The 18279-nt window shown below is 46.1% G+C and carries 19 protein-coding genes and 1 pseudogene; 11 read left to right on the forward strand and 9 right to left on the reverse strand.

The genetic code is table 11. The annotated features are described in order from the left end of the window. The first annotated feature begins 74 nt into the window (after window positions 1-74). Genes M1L23_RS05840 through M1L23_RS05850 form a run of 3 tightly spaced genes read left to right on the forward strand, consistent with a single transcriptional unit; the run spans window position 75 to window position 1566 of the window. Complete coding sequence (locus M1L23_RS05840; RefSeq protein WP_252626240.1) at window positions 75-497, forward strand: hypothetical protein; 423 nt, start codon at window positions 75-77, stop codon at window positions 495-497. A gap of 14 nt (window positions 498-511) precedes the next feature. Beyond that, window positions 512-1096 carry a type II toxin-antitoxin system MqsA family antitoxin gene (locus M1L23_RS05845; RefSeq protein WP_252626242.1) on the forward strand — a complete coding sequence of 195 codons (585 nt, stop codon included), beginning with the start codon at window positions 512-514 and terminating at the stop codon, window positions 1094-1096. Then, complete coding sequence (locus M1L23_RS05850) at window positions 1090-1566, forward strand: hypothetical protein (RefSeq protein ID WP_252626243.1); 477 nt, start codon at window positions 1090-1092, stop codon at window positions 1564-1566. The genes M1L23_RS05845 and M1L23_RS05850 overlap by 7 nt, the downstream gene beginning before the upstream one ends. Before the next feature lie 109 nt (window positions 1567-1675). On the opposite strand, the gene M1L23_RS05855 is transcribed toward M1L23_RS05850, so the two are convergent. Next, window positions 1676-2167: a magnetosome magnetite crystal formation protein family gene (locus tag M1L23_RS05855; protein WP_252626245.1), complete on the reverse strand. Its 492-nt coding sequence runs from the start codon at window positions 2165-2167 to the stop codon at window positions 1676-1678. 94 nt (window positions 2168-2261) lie between these two features. Between M1L23_RS05855 and M1L23_RS05860 the strand changes: the two genes are divergently transcribed. Beyond that, a complete protein-coding gene (locus M1L23_RS05860) occupies window positions 2262-3770 on the forward strand; it encodes a glycerol-3-phosphate dehydrogenase/oxidase (RefSeq protein ID WP_252626246.1) in 1509 nt (502 codons plus the stop codon). Here the strand turns inward: M1L23_RS05860 and M1L23_RS05865 are convergent. Both M1L23_RS05865 and M1L23_RS05870 read right to left on the reverse strand, forming a co-directional pair. Further along, window positions 3760-3960 (reverse strand): hypothetical protein, encoded by a 201-nt coding sequence (locus M1L23_RS05865; RefSeq protein WP_252626248.1) that lies wholly within the window; start codon window positions 3958-3960, stop codon window positions 3760-3762. The genes M1L23_RS05860 and M1L23_RS05865 overlap by 11 nt on opposite strands. Further along, the gene (locus M1L23_RS05870) at window positions 3947-4141 is read right to left on the reverse strand and encodes a hypothetical protein (RefSeq protein WP_252626249.1); all 195 of its coding nucleotides are present in this window, start codon (window positions 4139-4141) and stop codon (window positions 3947-3949) included. Before M1L23_RS05870 ends, M1L23_RS05865 begins: the two co-directional genes overlap by 14 nt. Before the next feature lie 125 nt (window positions 4142-4266). Between M1L23_RS05870 and M1L23_RS14990 the strand changes: the two are divergent. Then, a pseudogene (locus M1L23_RS14990) lies at window positions 4267-5132 on the forward strand (DUF4143 domain-containing protein). 1 nt (window position 5133) lies between these two features. On the opposite strand, the gene M1L23_RS05880 reads toward M1L23_RS14990, so the two are convergent. From M1L23_RS05880 to M1L23_RS05890, 3 genes are all read right to left on the reverse strand, one after another. Further along, window positions 5134-6189 (reverse strand): c-type cytochrome, encoded by a 1056-nt coding sequence (locus M1L23_RS05880; RefSeq protein ID WP_252626253.1) that lies wholly within the window; start codon window positions 6187-6189, stop codon window positions 5134-5136. 13 nt (window positions 6190-6202) lie between these two features. After that, a complete protein-coding gene (locus M1L23_RS05885) occupies window positions 6203-6868 on the reverse strand; it encodes a c-type cytochrome (RefSeq protein ID WP_252626254.1) in 666 nt (221 codons plus the stop codon). Window positions 6869-7077: 209 nt separating this feature from the next. Continuing rightward, the gene (locus M1L23_RS05890; RefSeq protein ID WP_252626255.1) at window positions 7078-8682 is read right to left on the reverse strand and encodes a cryptochrome/photolyase family protein; all 1605 of its coding nucleotides are present in this window, start codon (window positions 8680-8682) and stop codon (window positions 7078-7080) included. A 110-nt stretch (window positions 8683-8792) separates the two neighbouring features. On the opposite strand from M1L23_RS05890, the gene M1L23_RS05895 reads away from it, so the two are divergent. The 4 genes from M1L23_RS05895 (at window position 8793) to M1L23_RS05910 (ending at window position 13689) form a co-directional block, all read left to right on the forward strand. After that, the gene (locus tag M1L23_RS05895) at window positions 8793-9509 is read left to right on the forward strand and encodes an SDR family NAD(P)-dependent oxidoreductase (protein ID WP_252626256.1); all 717 of its coding nucleotides are present in this window, start codon (window positions 8793-8795) and stop codon (window positions 9507-9509) included. Window positions 9510-9757: 248 nt separating this feature from the next. Beyond that, the gene (locus tag M1L23_RS05900) at window positions 9758-11398 is read left to right on the forward strand and encodes a hypothetical protein (protein ID WP_252626257.1); all 1641 of its coding nucleotides are present in this window, start codon (window positions 9758-9760) and stop codon (window positions 11396-11398) included. A 5-nt stretch (window positions 11399-11403) separates the two neighbouring features. Beyond that, window positions 11404-12525, forward strand: coding sequence for an ATP-binding protein (locus tag M1L23_RS05905; RefSeq protein WP_252626259.1), 1122 nt, complete (start codon window positions 11404-11406; stop codon window positions 12523-12525). Window positions 12526-12534: 9 nt separating this feature from the next. Further along, window positions 12535-13689, forward strand: coding sequence for a vWA domain-containing protein (locus M1L23_RS05910; protein WP_252626260.1), 1155 nt, complete (start codon window positions 12535-12537; stop codon window positions 13687-13689). Here M1L23_RS05910 and M1L23_RS05915 read toward each other — a convergent pair. Genes M1L23_RS05915 through M1L23_RS05925 form a run of 3 tightly spaced genes read right to left on the reverse strand, consistent with a single transcriptional unit; the run spans window position 13643 to window position 16433 of the window. After that, entirely contained in the window at window positions 13643-14908 is a 1266-nt protein-coding gene (locus tag M1L23_RS05915) for an amidohydrolase family protein (RefSeq protein WP_252626262.1), read from the reverse strand. The two genes, M1L23_RS05910 and M1L23_RS05915, sit on opposite strands and share 47 nt — an antisense overlap. Before the next feature lie 30 nt (window positions 14909-14938). Then, window positions 14939-15676, reverse strand: a complete 738-nt coding sequence (locus M1L23_RS05920; RefSeq protein WP_252626264.1) for an ABC transporter permease — start codon at window positions 15674-15676, stop codon at window positions 14939-14941. Then, complete coding sequence (locus M1L23_RS05925; protein WP_252626265.1) at window positions 15669-16433, reverse strand: ABC transporter ATP-binding protein; 765 nt, start codon at window positions 16431-16433, stop codon at window positions 15669-15671. Before M1L23_RS05925 ends, M1L23_RS05920 begins: the two co-directional genes overlap by 8 nt. A 161-nt stretch (window positions 16434-16594) precedes the next feature. Between M1L23_RS05925 and M1L23_RS05930 the strand changes: the two genes are divergently transcribed. Further along, the gene (locus M1L23_RS05930) at window positions 16595-17680 is read left to right on the forward strand and encodes a sensor histidine kinase (protein ID WP_252626267.1); all 1086 of its coding nucleotides are present in this window, start codon (window positions 16595-16597) and stop codon (window positions 17678-17680) included. After that, complete coding sequence (locus tag M1L23_RS05935) at window positions 17677-18273, forward strand: response regulator transcription factor (protein WP_252626268.1); 597 nt, start codon at window positions 17677-17679, stop codon at window positions 18271-18273. The genes M1L23_RS05930 and M1L23_RS05935 overlap by 4 nt, the downstream gene beginning before the upstream one ends. Window positions 18274-18279 lie beyond the last annotated feature (6 nt).

Here is an 18279-nt window from a genome sequence, read left to right on the forward strand (position 1 = left end):
TGGATTTCTTGTTGCATACATTTAAGTCATTGCCGAGTCGTTTAAAACTTGAAATATGGAGTGGACTTACCATAATGGTAACTGTTAGAGTTCTTAGCCGGTTTAAAGATGAACCGCCAACGGATTGGATAGACGATAAGGATCGAATAATTCCTTTTGGTCCGCTTTATCCGGCAGAGGAAGTTGCAAAGCTAGTTGCAGATAGCCATGCGATAAGGGCAGTCACAAAAAAATGCCGTAATGATATGCAAAACCTCGAAATCGATAATGAAGCGTTAGCTCAATTGATTATTAAAGCGATAAAAACTGGACGTTACCGAAACTCAGTCTGGTGTCGGATAAAGAATAAAACTATAGCAGCTTGTGATTCTTACGTAGTGTTTGAAAAAGCGTGGGTTGAGGCAGCTGCAAAAGAGTTAGAAAGTGAGTATTACCTGAAGTTTGCACTTAATGATGCCGGTAAACTTCTTCTGGTGGTTTCGTGCCACCTGTCTTAATAGGAGAAATAAACATGAGTAAACACCGATTGATGTGTGACTTGTGCGGGGAAGGAACCCTAGAGCAACAACAAGGGGTGAACACTGTCACCTACAAGAAAAACTCACGGCAACTGATTACAGATTTTTCTGAATGTGATGTTTGTGGCGTTGAAATGATGCAGCCGCAGCAAGCGCGAGACAATAAACGTCGAATGACTGCGTTTAAAAAAGAAGTGGATGGTTTGCTTACTGGTGCCGAAGTACGTGTGTTGCGGGAGCGATTAGGGTTAAAGCAATCTGAAGCTGCTCAAGTATTTGGTGGTGGGGCTGTCGCTTTTTCTAAGTATGAAAACGATGACGTAAGTCAATCTGAAGCTATGGATAAACTAATGCGTCTTGCAGATAGCTTGCCGGAAGCTTTTACTTATTTGCATAAGAGAAGTGGGTTAGTTCCAGATTCAAAGGTTATTAGTCCAGCAAAATGGCATGTGATTGCCAAAGACTCAGCGAATGAAGAAAATGTGGATGATAGTTATTTTCAAGTTGCAGAGACTTCTGCTGTATATCAGGTACCGAAGTCGAAGCCAGTAGAATGGAGAGAATGCGAAGGATGCTAAGTGTTGAGCTACAAGGTGCCATCAATAATCTACGGATCAGCGATGTTTATTTTGATAAAGTTGATGCCGAAGTTTTCAATCGAACCTTTAGCCTCGGTGAGCATAAATTTATCGTTGAGCATAAGTTCGGCGTGAATTCATTTGAAGTGAGAGAAGTAGATAAGCAAACGTATGTGTACTTCAAGTTTGAGGCAGGCGTTCGTTGGATTGATAAAGACGACACTGTCGGTGAAGACAAAAAAAGCACAGAAAATGAAAAGGTATTGGCGCACATTGAATGTCTTCTAGTAGGTCGGTATTTAATGAATAAAGAGCAAGACGAAAATACACTGCGTGAATTCGCTGTTAAAAACTGTGGTATTCATATTTGGCCTTACTGGCGAGAATTCTTAACATCAAGCTGTGAGCGATTAAGGCTCCCAAAAGTTATGTTGCCTATGACTCAATTTCAAATAAACCTTCCAGAATAAGAAAGCATCACGGGTTTTATCAATCAAGTATCTTGCAGTTCCAGCTTTTAGTACTTGGTTGGTGCTTACTGCAACCATTACCAGTAACTTGGTAGTGGCTGCATAACTTTTAATCTAACGAAGCTTTAAAAAACTTGATACTCAACGGGTAGTGCCAAAGCACGCCGTCTTTCGCTTTCAAACCTCCCAAAATGGCAAAGATAACGTGGCACACGGCAAGCGCGATTAGCATGGGTACGCCTATGAGGACAAAGGCTAATAAAAACGACACAAATGCGTAAATAGAATAGCTAATAAGCCAATTGGCTACGGTGCGTCCGTGCTGGTCGATATAGTGGTTGTCTTTTTTGCTCAACCAAAGTACCAATGGCACAATTAAACCAACAATAGGAAAAACCAAGCCGAGCAATAGCGACAGGTGAATAAACATGGCGTATTGCTGTTGGTCTAACGAGCCGCTAGCAACGGCTTCAGTTGCCGTTTTTGGGTTGGTAGCGCTAGGTTCGTCGAGTAACCTTTGTTTTTGTTGTTGAAACTCTTCTTCACTGAGAACACCTTCTTCTTTTAGTTGGTGCAAGTGGCGTAACTTATCGATGTCCATTTTTCTTCCTTGTTGTTATTAATTATTAAGAACTACAATGGAATACTTTAGCCCGCTTTAAAATAATAACAAGCCATTAACATAAGGCCCCACCATGCTGCCAACTCGTACAAAATTAAAAAACTTACCCCAACATGTAGACATGCTGGTGATCGGCGGTGGTATTACCGGCGCGGGGGTGGCGTTGCTTGCGGCACAGCAGGGGTTGCGGGTGCTGTTGGTGGAGCAAAAAGACTACGCTTGGGGTACGTCTAGTCGGTCGTCGAAAATGGTGCATGGTGGTTTGCGTTACTTAGCGCAAGGGGCGGTGGGGCTTACGCGTGAATCGTTGCGTGAGCGCGAGATACTGATTAACGAGCTGCCGGGTTTGGTGCAGCGTCATTCTTACTTGTTTCCGGTGTATAAAAAGCAGTTTCCTGGTCGCTGGGCCATGGGGGCGGCGTTAATGTTGTACGACTGGTTTGCTGGGGTGCGTGATCACCAATGGTTGCCGTTAAAAAAACTACAGCAGCAACTGCCCTTTATGGCGGTGCATAAAATTAACGGTGCTATGCGCTATACCGACGCTGCTACCGACGATAGCCGCTTGGTATTACGGGTGCTGCAAGAAGCCTGCGCAGAAGGCGCAGAGGTAATTAATTATGTGCAGGCACGAAGCATTGAAGCTATTAATAGCAGCGACGGCAGCCCAGCACATAGCGAAGTCACTTTAGTCGACGCCTTAACCCAAGAAGAGCGCGTTATTACCGCTAACCATGTGGTAAACGCTACGGGTACTTGGGCCGATGAACTTTCGGCAGCAGCGCCTAAAATACGCCCATTGCGGGGCAGCCACTTAATTTTTGCTGCGCATAAATTACCGGTGAACTATGCGCTGGCACTGTTGCACCCTGTGGATAAACGGCTGATTTTTGTGTTTCCTTGGTATGGGCATACGGTGGTTGGCACCACAGACTTAGACCACACCCAACCTAAGTTTGAAGAAGCCTACGCCGAGCAGGAAGAAATTGACTACTTATTGCAGCTTATTAAGGCAAGGTTTCCCCATTGTAATATTGACTACAAAGACATTATTTCTACCCAAGCTGGGGTGCGGCCTATTATTCGTTCGGGCAAAGACATTAAGCCCAGTGAAGAAGATCGCGGGCATTTGGTATGGCAAGCGCCCGGCAGAATAACGGTAAGTGGCGGTAAGCTGACTACGTTTCGTATTATGGGGCTCGACGTGCTGTTAGCCGCAGGGCTGATTGATAAACGTGAATATAAACGGCGCTACCGACAAAAAACCTTGTTTCGCCATGAAATAAACTGGCCAACCGGTTTAGGCCATTTAGACGCTGCGCAACCTATTACCACGGCCGACACTGCCACCTTGCAGGCTTGGTGGCATTGGGCCATACATAAGGAGCAGGTGGTGCATTTAGACGACCTGATGTTGCGCCGCACTCATATTGGCAACCTAACACCCGATGGTGGGCAGGCCTTGCTAACAGCTAACCAGGCTTGGCTACAACAACAGCTTGGTTGGGATAATGAGCGTTGGGCAAGCGAGCTAGCACGTTATTTGCAGATTTGGCAAGGTTATTATCAACCTAAAAGGTAATTACCGTTAACGACACGCTGTCGACGGTTTCGGTGCGGCTATAAAAATAGGCGCCGGTTGGTCCTACTATCCATGAATAGCGGGTGCCAAAAATGTCGCCAGGTATTGTTAAGGTTTCTTCACCCGTGGTGGCTCGGTGCCATAAGCCTTGGTTCGAGCCTTTGGTAAAATATAGGCTACCGTCGGCCATCACCAAAATTCCAGTTCCAGGTGTCGGTAATAATATTGTTCTTGATCAGCAGCTCAAGAAACACGCCAAACTGATCATGAATGTCAGACACGGCGGCTGGTAAGTTCTGCTGTCCAAAACACGCCGACAACAAACCAGCACTCGCCATAACTAATAAGGTATTACGGAGTTTTATCAACATACTACTTCTCTCTAATTATTTAGACGTTAATGCACTCCTTCACCATTACAATATTCTTCAGGCATGACCATAGGCCAGCTATCGCTTTAGTCTCGTTTTAATGTCTATTGGCTAAATGAAGGTAAATACCGCAGCGCAAGCCGTTGTTGATTGACGGCACTCGGCAAACAGGAAAAACATATTTGCTACAGGAGTTACTGGGAGCTAGGTTTCCACAGGTGCTACGCATTGACTTTCTTGAGTCTCCCGCAATGGCAGATGCCTTTGCAGGTGCATTAACGCCCACGTGCGGTTACAGCACTTAAGTATTTTGCAGAAAAAGCGCCACAAATGTACGTGGCTACACTGGTGGTATGTCCGAGGTGGTGCGCACGTGGTATGAAATGGCGGGTTACAGCCTATTAGAGCGTGTGAATACCATTCAGCGAAGCGCTTTAAGTTTAAAGACGTACATGAACGAAAGTCTCGTTACAGTGAGTTTGCTAATGCTATAAATTGGTTAGAAAAATGCCGTTTGGTATTAAAAAATCATTTAATTGGCGGCACGCCCCGTAACCCACTTGCGGCCTATAAAAAAGAAAATATGGTTAAATTGTTTTTATTCGACACTGGGTTGCTTAATCACATGCTTGGCGTTAGCTACCAAGAAATAAAGCAACAGGGATATGAATATAAGGGCTTTGTAGCAGAAAACTTTGTCCAGCAAGAATTGGTAGCGCAGGGGCTTGATCCGACCTTCTCATGGGGCGATGCCCGCGCGGAAATAGAATTCACTATTGCCGATTACCAAGGGCGAGTAGTGCCGATAGAAGTAAAAAGCAGCAAGCGTACCCAAGCGAAGTCTTTGCAGTCGTATATTAATAAATGTACGCCTGATAAAACTATTAAGCTTACGGGTACGCAAGGCTCATCGGTTTTAGAACAGGTAAATCTTGTTATGCCGCTTTATTATGCTGAGTATGTGGTAAGCAAGCAAATCAACAGCATTTAAATTACGGCTTCTTACCACTAAAGTCGCGGGGGCGAATACTGTCGGGCATGAGAAAGTCTTTATGCCCTAGGTTGTCATGCTGGCCCAATACTTTACCGTCCACTTCCACGCCATAAAGCGTGTGTTTATGGAAAGTGTCGAGGTATTTAGCCCGAGTTTCCTGCGCATTGCCCGTGTAACGAGGATCTTGTGGCCGCTCTTGGCTATTTATATATTGCGCAATGTCCCATGCTTCTTGCGCCGTTACACTATTGGGTTGGCCTAATGGCATGTTGTGCATGGTAAACGAAGCTAAGGTAAATAAACGAGAAATACCTGCACCCCAGTTGTAGGAATCATCACCCCATACTGCTGGGTAGATAACTTCTCCATTAGCAACCACACCAGCACCATTTTCCTGATGGCAAATGGCACAATTTTCCGTGTAAGCCAGTTTACCGCGCTCTGCGCTTGCCGCTTTCTCAGGATCAGGTAAACGAGGGTAGCCGCGACCGTATATTTTATTTTTCGGGAACATGGGTACGTCTGTTGCTAGCCACTGGTGGTACAGCGATAAAGCCAACATATCGTCACTGCCATACTCTAATGGCTTGCCGTTCATAGAATAGGTAAAGCAGCCGGCAATACGCTCTTCAAGGTTGTTCACGTGGTTATTTTTGCCACGAAAGCCGGGCAGAGTAACTGCTGCGGGCCAAACAGGGCCAGCAAAAGGCAGGCGGCCTTCACCCATATGGCAACTAGCGCAGTTCATGTTATTAAATACGTACTCGCCACGTAACTGCTGAGTGTTCATAAATAAGTCGTAGCCGCGACGAATTGCCTCTTTCATTTTTGGATGTAAGTCAGACGCATCTAGGTCATCCATGGTGGGCGGAATATGTACCAATTCGTCGTCTTTCGGCGGTGGCGAACCAGGCGCCATTTGGCTTAACTGAACTCGCTCTTGGGGGGTTAAGTCTTTACCCAGTTTGGTGGTTTGGGCTTGGGCATTAAAAGTGCTGAATACCAAGGCGCTGAGTGCGGCCGCAGGTAAAATATATTTTTTCATCATGTTCATTTGAATTCTCCTCTTACTGTGCTGGCTGTGCAGCAAGCCAGGCAGAAACAGCAGCAATATCATGGCTGTTTAAACGCTCGGCAATGGCGCCCATTAAGTTCTGTGGGTCATTTTTACGCACACCTTTTTGCCAAGCCTCAAGTTGCTGCGCAATATAACTAGGCTGTTGCCCTGCAATACCTGGGAATTCAACACCCACACCTTGGTTGTTAGGACCATGGCAGCTGCTGCACGAAACAATGTAACGGTCCCAGTCGCCTTCCAGAGCTAGTTTTTTGCCGTGCTCCATAACCGCAGGGTCTGTATTCGGCACCGTAATAGGTTTGGTAGGCAAACTAGCGTAATAGCTCGACACGTCGAGTAGCTGCTGGGGATTCAGCATGCCAGCAAAAGGTGTCATGGTGGGGCTGCTGCGAGAACCTTCCTTAAAGGCATTCACTTGAGCAACAAGGTAGTCGCGGTTTAAACCCGCTAAACGCGGCCACGATTCGCCACCCGGAATGTTCATACCACTGCCATCGGCTTGGTGGCAACTAGCGCAAATTGCTGCCGACGCTTTGCCCCGCTTTACAGCTTCAGCATCAAGCTCTGCTGCCAGTGCGGAATAAGAAGAAATGGACAGGCTAAGTATAGCCAACATCCAACCGAGGGTTTTTCTAGGAAATGAAACAAAGCTCATGATAGATACTCTCAAGTTGATTAAAACACACCGCAAGACACGTCCCCGTACTCTTAAAAGCCTAGGTAGTGATTGAGTAAATACCAAGTTTAACTTTGTATTTGTGGGGCAAGCTCAAGTCTAAGCAGAATTAATAAACAATCTAACCCATTGGGGTTAGATGAATTACACCAACTTTGGGTGTTTAAGGGTTGTTCTAGATCATAAAATCATAGCTCATTTAAATGTGCTAATAGATAATTAGAACGGTTGATAATGTTTGCTTGTTGAGCAGTGGTTTTCTTCTCCCAGTTCACATAAACCAATGAGTTTCTTGGGTTTGAACCTAAAAGGTTCTGGTGTTGCTGAATGAAGTTCCAATATAAGGAATTTAGTGGGCATGCATTACTTTCAGTGGTTTTGCTTACGTTATAGTGGCAAGAGCTACAGTAATCACTCATTTTGTTGATGTAATTTCCACTTGCAGCGTAGGCTTTTGAGCCGACAATTCCGCCGTCAGCAAATTGACTCATGCCACGCGTATTCGGCATTTCTACCCACTCAATTGCATCGATATAGATACCCAAATACCATTGATCTACTTCAGTTGGTGAAATACCTGTGAGTAAGCAAAAATTTCCCGTTACCATAAGTCGTTGAATATGATGAGCATAAGCATAGTCGAGAGACTGATGAATAGCATGCGACATACAATTCATTTTAGTTTTACCATGCCAAAACCAATGTGGTAGTGGGCGTGTTGCTGATAAGTAGTTAAGCTGACCATAGCTGGGCATATTAGCCCAATAAATACCACGAACGAACTCGCGCCAACCTAGAATTTGCCGAACAAACCCTTCTATTTGAGAAACCGTGATAGCACCTTGTGCTTGTTTGTATTGCAGCAGCGCCGCTTGAATAACCTCATGAGGACTTATCATTTTAGTATTTAGGGCAAACGACAAACGAGAGTGAAACAGGCTCCATTGTTTGTTGGCGCTGTCCTCACCTAGTAATCTTTGTTTATCCAGTTGGCTTGTCATGGCGTCTTGAAAGTGGCCAAAGTTAGGCAAACAAAATCGACAAAAGTAATTAAGTAATTCGCGGGCTTGTGTGCGGTTAATAGGCCATAAAAGTAACTCGTTAGTTTTGCCTATGGTTTTAATGTTGTGTGCGTTTAAGCGACTTAAAATTACACTAATATTATTTGCAAATAACAACGGCTGAGGCACATTTATAAAGTGTTCAGGTTTTATTTTTTTTCTATTGTTGGCATCAAAGTTCCATTGCCCGCCTGCTGGTAAATCGCCGTTCATCAATACTTGAAAACGATGGCGCATTTTGCGGTAAAAAGCTTCCATGCGATGTCGTTTACCCTTGCTGAAATAGTTAGGTAATTCTTTGTCGGTTAGATAAAAATGCTCTGTTTCGTAAATAAAAGTTGGAATGGCTGTCTGTTGGACAAAACTGTTAAGTTGTTCACGCAGGCGAAATTCGTCGGGTAATTGGTATTCAAATTTTTGTATTGAATAGACAGATATCAAGTGCTTGAGTAATTCAGGTAAATCAGAGTAGCCCACGGTGTCGTTTAAAGTGAGGTGTAGTACTTGATGGTTAGCTCGGGCTAAGGCGCTTGCGAACTGCTCCATAGCAGCAAAAAAGGCACACACTTTCTGTACATGGTGCACAACATAGCGCGTTTCCTGATGTAGCTCTGCAATAACATATAAGGTGTTGCTGTTTTTTTCTTTATACCAAGAGTGCTTGGCATTGAGTTGGTCGCCAAGAATAAGGCGTAAGCAAGTAAATGTTTGCTGGCTGGGCTTTATATTCATAAGTAATTGAACCTATTTGCTAGTTGGCGACGTAAGAAAGCAAAAAGCGCCGTAAATATCTATGCAGCAATACGCGAAGTGTAATTATTAAGTTCATTAACGAGGTACTCATGGCTGGTAATTCAATTCTTATTATTGGTGGTAGCAGTGCGATAGGTCAGGCAATTGCCAAGCAATGTAGTGCAACAGGAGCCACGGTAAGTGTTATTAGCCGTCGGCCGCGACTGCAACAGGCAAACCCTGAATGGCATTGGTTCCAAGACGAAACCCCAACTGAAAAAAATAGCGAGCAGCACATAAGAGCAGCTTTAAAATATAAACCAAGTACTATTTTTATTTGTAATGGCGTACTGCATGACAGCTTAGGTATGCCAGAGAAAACTATCCGACAACTAGATACTGCTATATTGGCGCAACGACTAGAGTCTAATTTAATCGTTCCAGCCCTTTATTTGAAGCTGTTGTTCCGTTACATAACCACCACTAAAAACATAAAGGTATTGGTGTTAAGCGCGAAAATAGGCAGCATTAGTGATAACGGTTTAGGTGGTTGGTATAGTTACCGAATGAGCAAAGCAGCACTAAACATGCTGGTGAAAAACCTAAGTATTGAAGTGGCGCGCTTAAATAATAGTGCCTGTATTGTTGCTATACACCCAGGAACAACAGACACACCGCTTTCCATTCCTTTTCAAAAAAATCTACCCGACGGCCAGCTGCAAACTGCTAGCAACACAGCTACACGCATGCTAATGGTTCGAGAACAGTTGCTCGTTTCGAAAAGCGGAGCGTTGTTAAACTGGGACGGCAGCATAATTGAACATTGAGTTTAATTATGCATGAAGATCAGTGTTGTATAGCCAAGCTAAACACTTTAAGCATAACTTCCTTGCATTAATTAAAGCATTAACAACATAGCACGACACATACTGTCACACTGGCGCTTTATAGTACCTGCACATGGACACCACAAGGACTGTGGGGCGAGCAAGGATGCTCAACCACTACAATCGAAAAGCGGCCGACATTGAATGTCGCACCCCTATGGGATACTCGCTTTTCAATTGGGGAGCAAATGATGCAGGACAGAACTCAGGGTATTTTTCTTCAAAACGACACTAGCAGCCAAATTGCTGTAGCCGATAACGCCTTTGTTTGGCTCGACGCCATAAAACTACCTAACGCAACAAGCTTAGCGTTACGGTCTGACAGTAACCACACCCGCTATATAAGCCTTCGTGAAGTACCGCACCTAGAACGTATTACTAATGCAAATGCGCTGCCATTAGTGGTGCATGTAGACGCTAGCGACAAACTAACAGCACTGCATATTGAAGGGCCTATAGAGCATGTGGATATTTGTTGGCACGGTGGCGGCTATACCCATTCTTGCGCTTCGGCCAGTTCGCAGGTGTTGTTGCTGCCGGTTCATGAAGTAGATAGCCACAGGGAATTAATTGGTCGTTTTGATGCTCAGGCTTTAATTATTCTGTTTGCAATTGACGGCTACCCTGGGCCTACGGAATTGAGTTTATCTACTCATGCGCAGGTGGTGGTTTACCAGCTTGCGGAGTTAAAACAGTTGTCGTTTACGGGTGAGCGTACGGCGCTTGTTGAAATAAAAAACTGCCAGGCGTTAGCCGTTGTTACTGGTGCAGGCGAATGTATTCAGTTGTATGCCAGTGGCGGCCAAGAGCTGTTAATAAGCGGTAATTGGCGTGAAGTAGCCTTAACAAGTTGTCGGTCGAAGGCGCTAACCATTGAAGCGGCTGCAACCTTATATATTCGCGGGCACTGTGCAATTGCAAGTGTGCATTTGCCCGAGTTATTAATGGTTGTGAATGAATCGCCGGGTTGGTTTATTGAAGGTGGGTTGCCTGAGGTGAATGAGTCGACTTTGCTGGGGTTACAAAACAGCCTTACCAGCTTAACCGCAAACGATAAAGCAGCCGAGGCTAGCTTGGTAGAAAAGCTATTAGGTGCGGTACGGCAGTGCTCTCGGCCGAAGTCGCTGTACCACGCACTATGCTTGTTAAGTTTAATGGCAGAGAAGCTACCGCATTACCACGAAGAAATATTGCAGGCGCGGCGTGATCTTGCCAAGCAAGCCAACCGTTGGCAGTTTGAGCGTGATCGCGAAACTGACGCCTGGGTTGCAGACCTTGAACTATGGCACTGGTTTATTGCACACAATCAGCAGAGCGCCAATACTTTCTATTTAAACTTACTCACCCAGCACAAATTAGCCCAGCCGGCTCAGTATGCGTTGGTAACAGTAAGTTTGAAATTTCAGAACGAGTTGATTTTGCAGCGTGTAATTCGAACTTATAACAAAGCACTGATTACCGAGAGTAAGTTATTGTTGCCAGCGATGAAGGGTGTGCAAGAACGTTTATGGCTGGCTTTTTCGAGCCTTAGTAAGAAAACACAGCTGCTGTTGTGTAAGTACTTCTTAATTAGCGTGGCCAAGGAAGAGTTGCACTTAGCTGGGGCGAAACTATTGCAAATTGCTCCTCATGAAACCCGAATTACCGCAATGCACTTGGCTAACCTAATACCCGAGCGAAAGGCGTTGTATTTGGCGGTGGCATTTTCTGCAGTGGCCCCATCGGCTTCGGAAGCCGCGCTAACCTGGGTGACGAAACCGACAGTTAAAAAGCCAGAAAAATGCCAACACCTTGAGAACAACTGGCTAGAAAATTTACAGTGGAGTTAAAGGCAATGTCTGATATTCAATACCCAAGCACGGCCACGGATGTAAAAAACATTATTGAGTCGCAGTTAAAACTCATTTGGAATAAGCCCGATCATGTGCATAAAGTTGCTCCCTTAATGCTATGGGGCGCACCAGGAGTGGGGAAAAGTACCATTATTCGTGAGCTGTGCGAGCAACACGACATCGACTTTATCGATATACGCTTGTCGCAGCGCGAACCGGTTGACTTACGCGGTTTGCCCGTGCCTAAAGGCGATCATGTGGACTGGCTGTTGGCAGGTGAATGGCCGCGTGACCCTAATAGCCGCGGCATTATATTGTTTGATGAACTTAGTGCGGCTGATCGTACCCTGCAGGCGGCCGCGTATGAAATTATTCTCGACCGTCGGTTAGGCGACTTATATAGCTTGCCCGCGGGTTGGCTGGTGATGGGGGCGGGAAATCGCATTGGCGATAACGCCGTTTCTTATACTTTTTCTAGTGCTTTGGCGAACCGGTTTTGTCACTTAGAGCTTATGCCCGACGTTGAACAATGGTGCCGGTGGGCCCAAGACATGGGGCTAAACCTCACGGTAATAGGTTTTTTACGCTTTGCTCCGGAACACTTTTTCAATATGGAAGGGAATGTTGAGCGTGGCTGGCCAAGCCCACGGTCGTGGGAGCGAGTTTCTCATGTGCTAAAAGACGCTGGAGAAATAGGGCTAAGCGAAGCGCATATACGCTTAATGGTAAGTGGTTTAATTGGCCCTGGGGCAACCATGGCACTGTTTGCTTATCGTGAGTCGGAAAATAAATTACCTGACGTGAATGCCATGTTAGCGGGCAAAATTGCGGTTAGTATTCCTGAGCAATATGACGCTATTTATGCATTTTGCTTGGCGGTGGCGCACTTTTTATGGCGTAGCGATAAAAAACACTATAACCAACGGCTGAATGTTTTTTATGAAATAAGCAGTCAACTTACCTCAGACTTTGCCACCTTGTTAATGGTGGACATACTAAGGGAAGGCAACCAACTAGACGAAACTAAAGTAAGCCACGCCTTTAGCCATCAGGGCTATCAAGCTTGGACCACACAGCATGGGCAACAATTTTCGGCGGCACTTTCAGCGGGCCAACTGGCCTAAGGTGATGGCGTGAATAATCAGTTGGAACAACAGCAATTAGCCAAGCAGCAAGCCAAGCTGGTGAAGCAGCTGCATGAGGATCGCAGCTACTTACTGCTTACCCAGCCATTTACCGCTGGGTTGGCGTTGCGGCTGGAAATTGAGGCTGTTACCGATTTGCAAATACCCACTGCAGCAACCGACGGCCAAAAAATTTATTTTAACGTAGACTTTGCTAACGCTATTAACGATCAAACGCGTCGGTTTGTTATGTGCCATGAGGTGTGGCATTGCGTGATGGGGCACTTAACGCGGCGTCAGGGGCGTAATCCACAGCTGTGGAATATTGCTGTGGACTATGAAGTAAATGCCATTTGCCAGCAGTTGCTTCACTATATTCCTAAAGGTGCGTTATTTGATGCAGCACTTAAAGGGAAAAGCGCTGAAGAGATTTACCACCTGCTGGCAGACGGCAGTTTAAAAGCAAGCTCTAGCCAGGGGGTGCTCGACAACCACATGGAAATGAGCGTAACCACTGTTTATAAGTGGCAAGAGCATATTAAAACTGCAATGGACACAAGCAACCATTATGGTTTACTGCCTAGTAATATTCGCCGCGCCATTCAGGCAGTATATAGCCCGCCACTACCTTGGAAACATTTATTACAACGGTTTGTTCAACGTCAGTTAACTGGCGAGCGGCAATGGTTTCCGCCTTCACGTCGACATATTTACCGGGGCTTATATTTACCTAGGCAGCGCGGCGAAAGCATAGAGCTAACCATTGCCTTAGACAATAGCGGCAGCTGCACAAGGGAAGCTAGCGTGTTTTTAGGCCAACTAAAGGTGTTATTAGGCGCTTTTGCCCATTATGAAGTAACCCTAATTCAGTGTGACACCGTTATTCAGTCGGTGAATATAATAACCCCGATGAACCCATTACAAGAAAAGCACTTTAATTTTAGCGGCGGCGGAGGCACCGACTTTCAAGCGGTATTCGATTATATTAAGCAGCACCCAACGCCCGGTTTGGTATTTTTTACCGACGGTTGTGTGCGGCTAAACAATACGCCTCCGGCCGTACCCGTGCTATGGGTACTAACGTCGAACGGCCAAACCAGTATGCCTTGGGGTGAAGTTACTCGGTTAGAGAAAAGCCGTTCTTCCACACCTTGGCAGGCGTAAGCAGGGTGGTTAGGTTTTCTAACGGCGACTGGTTGAGCAGAATAAAATCGGCCTTGTGGGCCAACGCAACCCGGCCCCGCTGGTCCAAGTGAAGTTTTTGTGCAGCATTGTGGGTAGCGCTGGTTAAAATACTACTTGGTGGTATGCCGGCTTCTGCCATTAGCATTAGTTCTAAAATAAGCGACCAACCATGCGCCGTATTTGGGTTCGGTGCGTCGCTTCCAGCCAGTAATGGTACCCCTGCTTCATACATGGCGTAAGTGGTCCAAAGTAAGTTGTGCCAAAACTCTTCCGGTAAGTTCAAGTTAAAACTTTGCTTAAGAGTGGCCCGAGCTGCCGAGCTCACTTTAAGGGCTTTATTGCCTAGTAGAACTTGCTCGTTAATCGTATTACGCAATATTCCTTCGTAAACCACCATGGTGGGAATAACAAACACCTTATTATCGACCATTGCCTGTAGCAGGCTGGCGCTTATGCGCTGATCAAAAAAGCTATGCACTAAACCGTCGGCTCCGGCCGCTACGGCATCAACCGCCGAAGCATGATCAGACACATGCACCAGCGCTAATTTTTGTTGGGCATGGGCCGCTGCAATGGTCGCTGTAAGTTCGGCTTTTGTAATGGAAGGTGCATGCTGGTAGTTAGCAGTGGCGATGGTATACACAATTTTAATAAAGTCGGAGCCACTAGCAATGCGCTGGGCTACTAATTCGGCAGCTTGATCAGGGTTGGTTATGGTCGATATTTCAATACCATATTGGGTGCCATGGCCGTTTGGGGCTGTCATTAGTAAGCCCGCGCCGTACAAGTCGGCTTCCTTGGTATAGTGCGTGGTGTAACGTTTGGTCTGGCGTTGTTGCAAAAATGCGGGGCTGCCAAACATGTCTACAGCGGTAGTAACACCGCGCTGCAGCTGCTGTTCAAGAGCGTCGCCCCAAGCATGCACATGAGAGTCGATTAAGCCCGGCATAAGCCATTTGTTTTCACCATTAATCCACGGTAGTTCGCTATTCGGCTGTTGTTCATATAGCTGGGTAATATAGCCATTATTCACTTCCACATACTGGGCTTCGATCACTGTTTCGCCGTCAAAAATATGCACCGGGCCTAACAAAAAGCTATTTGATTGCGAATTTGGTTGTGGGGCTGGGGTCGGCAGCAGGTATAAAATAACAGCCACCACAGCAACGATTGCAGCTAACACCAATGATTTCTTCATAACAATTCCTTAGTTTGGTTTGCGGCCAAACTATTTATACAGACGCTGATAACGCCAGCTTACAACGGCTAGCAGGCTGGCGCTGAACACTACTAAATAAACGATGTGACCTAGCAAACTGCTACTTTGCTGGGCGCCAATAACGGCATAACTTAATTGGGCAAAATGGTACGCAGGCAACCAAGGGGCAATGAACTGGATAGCTTCAGGCAAATACACAACCGGTACCCAAAGGCCCGACAGAAAAGCCATCGGCAAATACACTAAGTTAACTACGGCAGGGGCGGCTTTTTCAGAAAAACACAGGCCCATTAATAATCCGATTAAGGCAAAAGGTAAGGTTCCAACCAAGGCAATAACAAGCAAGCTAAGCCATTGCCAACTCTCTAAGCGAACCTCGGCAAACACGGCTGCGGTTACAAAAAGTACCAGTGCAATAATAAGCGAAAATACTAAACTGCTGAAATACTTGGCTCCCACATAAGCCATTAAAGGCATAGGCGACAGCTGTTTGAGGGTAAGCCAACCTTGCACCCGATCGCTGGCCACTGAAACGGAAAAGTTAAACAGTGACGGGCCCATAACGCCAAAGCACACGTACGACACCAGCATATAGCTACTTGAGTTGCCGCTGTAGTTCATGACAATGCCAAAGAACACATAAAACACCAGTGGGAACAGTAGTGCCGGCAAGAAGAACGACGGTGTGCGTATTAAGCTTAATAAGTCGTAATAGGCTTCTTTTTTATATATTTGTAATTTAGCCATGGGCGGCCTCCGGGCGAATAAGTTGTAGGTAAGCATGTTCAAGCGAGCTGTGATCGGCGGTAAAATCAGCCAGCGTGGCGTCGGCAATTATTTTTCCGTGGTGGAGCATAATAATTTGGTCGGCAAGCCGCTCTGCTTCTTCTATGTAATGAGTAGTAAGCACTACGGTGCAGCCGTTATCGCGTAAGGTACGAATGTGTTGCCACAGCAGCTGGCGCACTTCAATGTCCATGCCGGCACTGGGCTCGTCGAGGAAAAGTAGCTTTGGTTTTGGAATAAGCGCAATGGCAAACAGTACCAACTGGCGTTGGCCACCGGAAAGCTTTCCGAAGCGTTTGTGCCAAATAGGCTGCAAGCTTAATAACGCGTTAAGGTCGCTTGGGCTATAACCGCCCGTGTAGTAACTGCAGAATAAATCGAGCTGTTCAGCCACAGTGAGCAGTGCATTTAGGTTGCCCATTTGCATCATTACGCCAATTTGATTGCGTAATACCGCCGGGCGCTGCTGTTTTACCGCCTGTTGGCCAAGCTTATAGCCGAGCTTATAGCCGAGCTCATAGTCAAGCAGTGAAAGCTGCTCAGCTCGGCAGGCTTGCAAGCCAAGCAGGCAGTTAATGAGTGTGGTTTTCCCAGCGCCATTTTGGCCGAGAATGGCCACAATCTTATTCTTAGCTATAGAGAAGTTAATATTGTGCAACGCCACTTTAGAGCCGTAGCTTTTGCTAAGTGTTTTTATATCAACAGCGAGTGAAGTCATGCGAACTCCTTGGTTCACTACTAAACAATGAGAGCTGCAGCTTATAAACAAAGCTGAAGTGTGCGCAGTCCCATTTGTCAGCAATTACAGATGACAAATGTCACTGGTGTTAAAGCACTAGGGCTTCCATAATGGTTTTAGTGAATAAAAAAGGCCCAACAATGACTAGCGAAAACGACAATAAGTACGCATGGATTTATTTATTTAATCTTGGCTTTTATATATTGCCAATGATTATGTTCCCCTATGCGCTATGGGAGCTAGTAACCATGGTGGTGGTTATGTTGTTGTTTGTAGCGTTGTATTTTCACTGCTACCGAGTAGGCCCACAAAACATGGGTTGGCCGCTACTGGGTATGTTTGTGTTGGCGAGTGTTATCACCCCTATGAATAGCGGGTCGATCGCTTTGTTTAGTTACGTTGGCTTTTTTATTGCCTTTGCTTACACGTGGAAAAAAGCCGTGCCGCTTTTATTAGGGGTGCTGGCAACACTGGCAGCATTTCATTTTGGGCCTGGCACCCATTGGGATTTATTTTTGCATTATGGCGTAGTGATTGTGCTTACGGTGAGCTTGTTCGGCCGGGTGGAGCGTATTCGGCAGCGGCACAGTATTGCTGAGCAGCGCAGCCAAGAAGAAATAGAACGTTTAGCTCGTTCAGTGGAGCGCGAGCGCATAGCCCGCGACTTACACGATATTTTAGGCCATACCTTGTCGAGTATTATTTTGAAGTCGGACTTAGCCGAAAAGCAACTGCAAAATGAACATTACGACGCAGCGAAACAACAGCTACGCGAGTTAAGCCAAATCGCGCGCACTAGCTTAAGCCAAGTACGCCAAAGTGTTTCGGGTTACCGGCATGGCGGGTTAACCCTAGAGCTTGGCCGGCTCGAACAGCGCCTAACCGACGCAGGCTTTGCCACCAAAATACATGGCACACCGCCAGAGCTTGAAGGGCCGTTAGAAACGGCAATCGCATTAGTGCTGACCGAATTAGTAACTAACATTATTCGCCACAGCGCGGGCCAAACCTGCCATATAACCTTTAATGAGCATGAGCAAACTTATTCAGTGCAAGTGGTCGACGACGGCGAATGTACTGATTTTAAAGCCGGCAATGGCTTGCAAGGGGTGAAAGAGCGTATTCAATTATTGGGTGGGAAAGTGAGTATAGACACAGCTGCGGGCTACTTAGTGGAGTTAGAATTTCCAAAAGTATGGGCCATAGCAGAGGGTTACAGCGAATGAAGATATTACTCGCTGAAGACCAAGCCATGATACGCACTGCACTCGCTGGTTTGTTACGGCTGGAGTCGAATTATACCGTTGACGAAGCCGTAGATGGCGCCGACGCCAAACAAAAGCTGCAAGAAAACCATTACGATATTTTATTAACCGATATAGAAATGCCCCATATTTCGGGCCTTGAATTACTCCAATGGGCGAAGCAAGCACAGCCCCACTTGCTCACTGTAATCATTACCACCTTTAACCGTTCGGGCTATATTAAGCGCGCCGTAGCAGCGGGAGTAAATGGTTTCCTGTTAAAAGACGCGCCGATTGAAGTGCTGGTGCAGTCGCTGCAGAAAATTCAAACGGGCCAGCAGGTAATTAGTAACGAACTACTGCTACAAGCACTAGACGACCAAGACCCATTAACCGAAAAAGAACGTAAAGCACTACGTTTAGCAGGCGAGGGTATGAGCACTGCGGCTATAGCAAAAGCCTTGTTTATAGCTGAAGGCACCGCCCGCAACTACCTTTCTGAGGCTATTAGCAAACTGCATGCCAGCAACCGCACCGAAGCGGCGCGTATTGCCCACCAAAAAGGTTGGTTGTAGCTTTTT

The organism is Aliidiomarina quisquiliarum, from assembly GCF_023922585.1.
Classification (GTDB): domain Bacteria; phylum Pseudomonadota; class Gammaproteobacteria; order Enterobacterales; family Alteromonadaceae; genus Aliidiomarina; species Aliidiomarina quisquiliarum.

Bases quoted from the DNA above. Each gene is read 5' to 3' on its own strand.
- M1L23_RS05840 (WP_252626240.1), top strand. From the start codon at position 75: ATGGTAACTGTTAGAGTTCTTAGCCGGTTTAAAGATGAACCGCCAACG.
- M1L23_RS05845 (WP_252626242.1), top strand. From the start codon at position 512: ATGAGTAAACACCGATTGATGTGTGACTTGTGCGGGGAAGGAACCCTA.
- M1L23_RS05850 (WP_252626243.1), top strand. From the start codon at position 1,090: ATGCTAAGTGTTGAGCTACAAGGTGCCATCAATAATCTACGGATCAGC.
- M1L23_RS05855 (WP_252626245.1), bottom strand. From the start codon at position 2,167: ATGGACATCGATAAGTTACGCCACTTGCACCAACTAAAAGAAGAAGGT.
- M1L23_RS05860 (WP_252626246.1), top strand. From the start codon at position 2,262: ATGCTGCCAACTCGTACAAAATTAAAAAACTTACCCCAACATGTAGAC.
- M1L23_RS05865 (WP_252626248.1), bottom strand. From the start codon at position 3,960: ATGGCCGACGGTAGCCTATATTTTACCAAAGGCTCGAACCAAGGCTTA.
- M1L23_RS05870 (WP_252626249.1), bottom strand. From the start codon at position 4,141: ATGTTGATAAAACTCCGTAATACCTTATTAGTTATGGCGAGTGCTGGT.
- M1L23_RS05880 (WP_252626253.1), bottom strand. From the start codon at position 6,189: ATGAACATGATGAAAAAATATATTTTACCTGCGGCCGCACTCAGCGCC.
- M1L23_RS05885 (WP_252626254.1), bottom strand. From the start codon at position 6,868: ATGAGCTTTGTTTCATTTCCTAGAAAAACCCTCGGTTGGATGTTGGCT.
- M1L23_RS05890 (WP_252626255.1), bottom strand. From the start codon at position 8,682: ATGAATATAAAGCCCAGCCAGCAAACATTTACTTGCTTACGCCTTATT.
- M1L23_RS05895 (WP_252626256.1), top strand. From the start codon at position 8,793: ATGGCTGGTAATTCAATTCTTATTATTGGTGGTAGCAGTGCGATAGGT.
- M1L23_RS05900 (WP_252626257.1), top strand. From the start codon at position 9,758: ATGATGCAGGACAGAACTCAGGGTATTTTTCTTCAAAACGACACTAGC.
- M1L23_RS05905 (WP_252626259.1), top strand. From the start codon at position 11,404: ATGTCTGATATTCAATACCCAAGCACGGCCACGGATGTAAAAAACATT.
- M1L23_RS05915 (WP_252626262.1), bottom strand. From the start codon at position 14,908: ATGAAGAAATCATTGGTGTTAGCTGCAATCGTTGCTGTGGTGGCTGTT.
- M1L23_RS05920 (WP_252626264.1), bottom strand. From the start codon at position 15,676: ATGGCTAAATTACAAATATATAAAAAAGAAGCCTATTACGACTTATTA.
- M1L23_RS05925 (WP_252626265.1), bottom strand. From the start codon at position 16,433: ATGACTTCACTCGCTGTTGATATAAAAACACTTAGCAAAAGCTACGGC.
- M1L23_RS05930 (WP_252626267.1), top strand. From the start codon at position 16,595: ATGACTAGCGAAAACGACAATAAGTACGCATGGATTTATTTATTTAAT.
- M1L23_RS05935 (WP_252626268.1), top strand. From the start codon at position 17,677: ATGAAGATATTACTCGCTGAAGACCAAGCCATGATACGCACTGCACTC.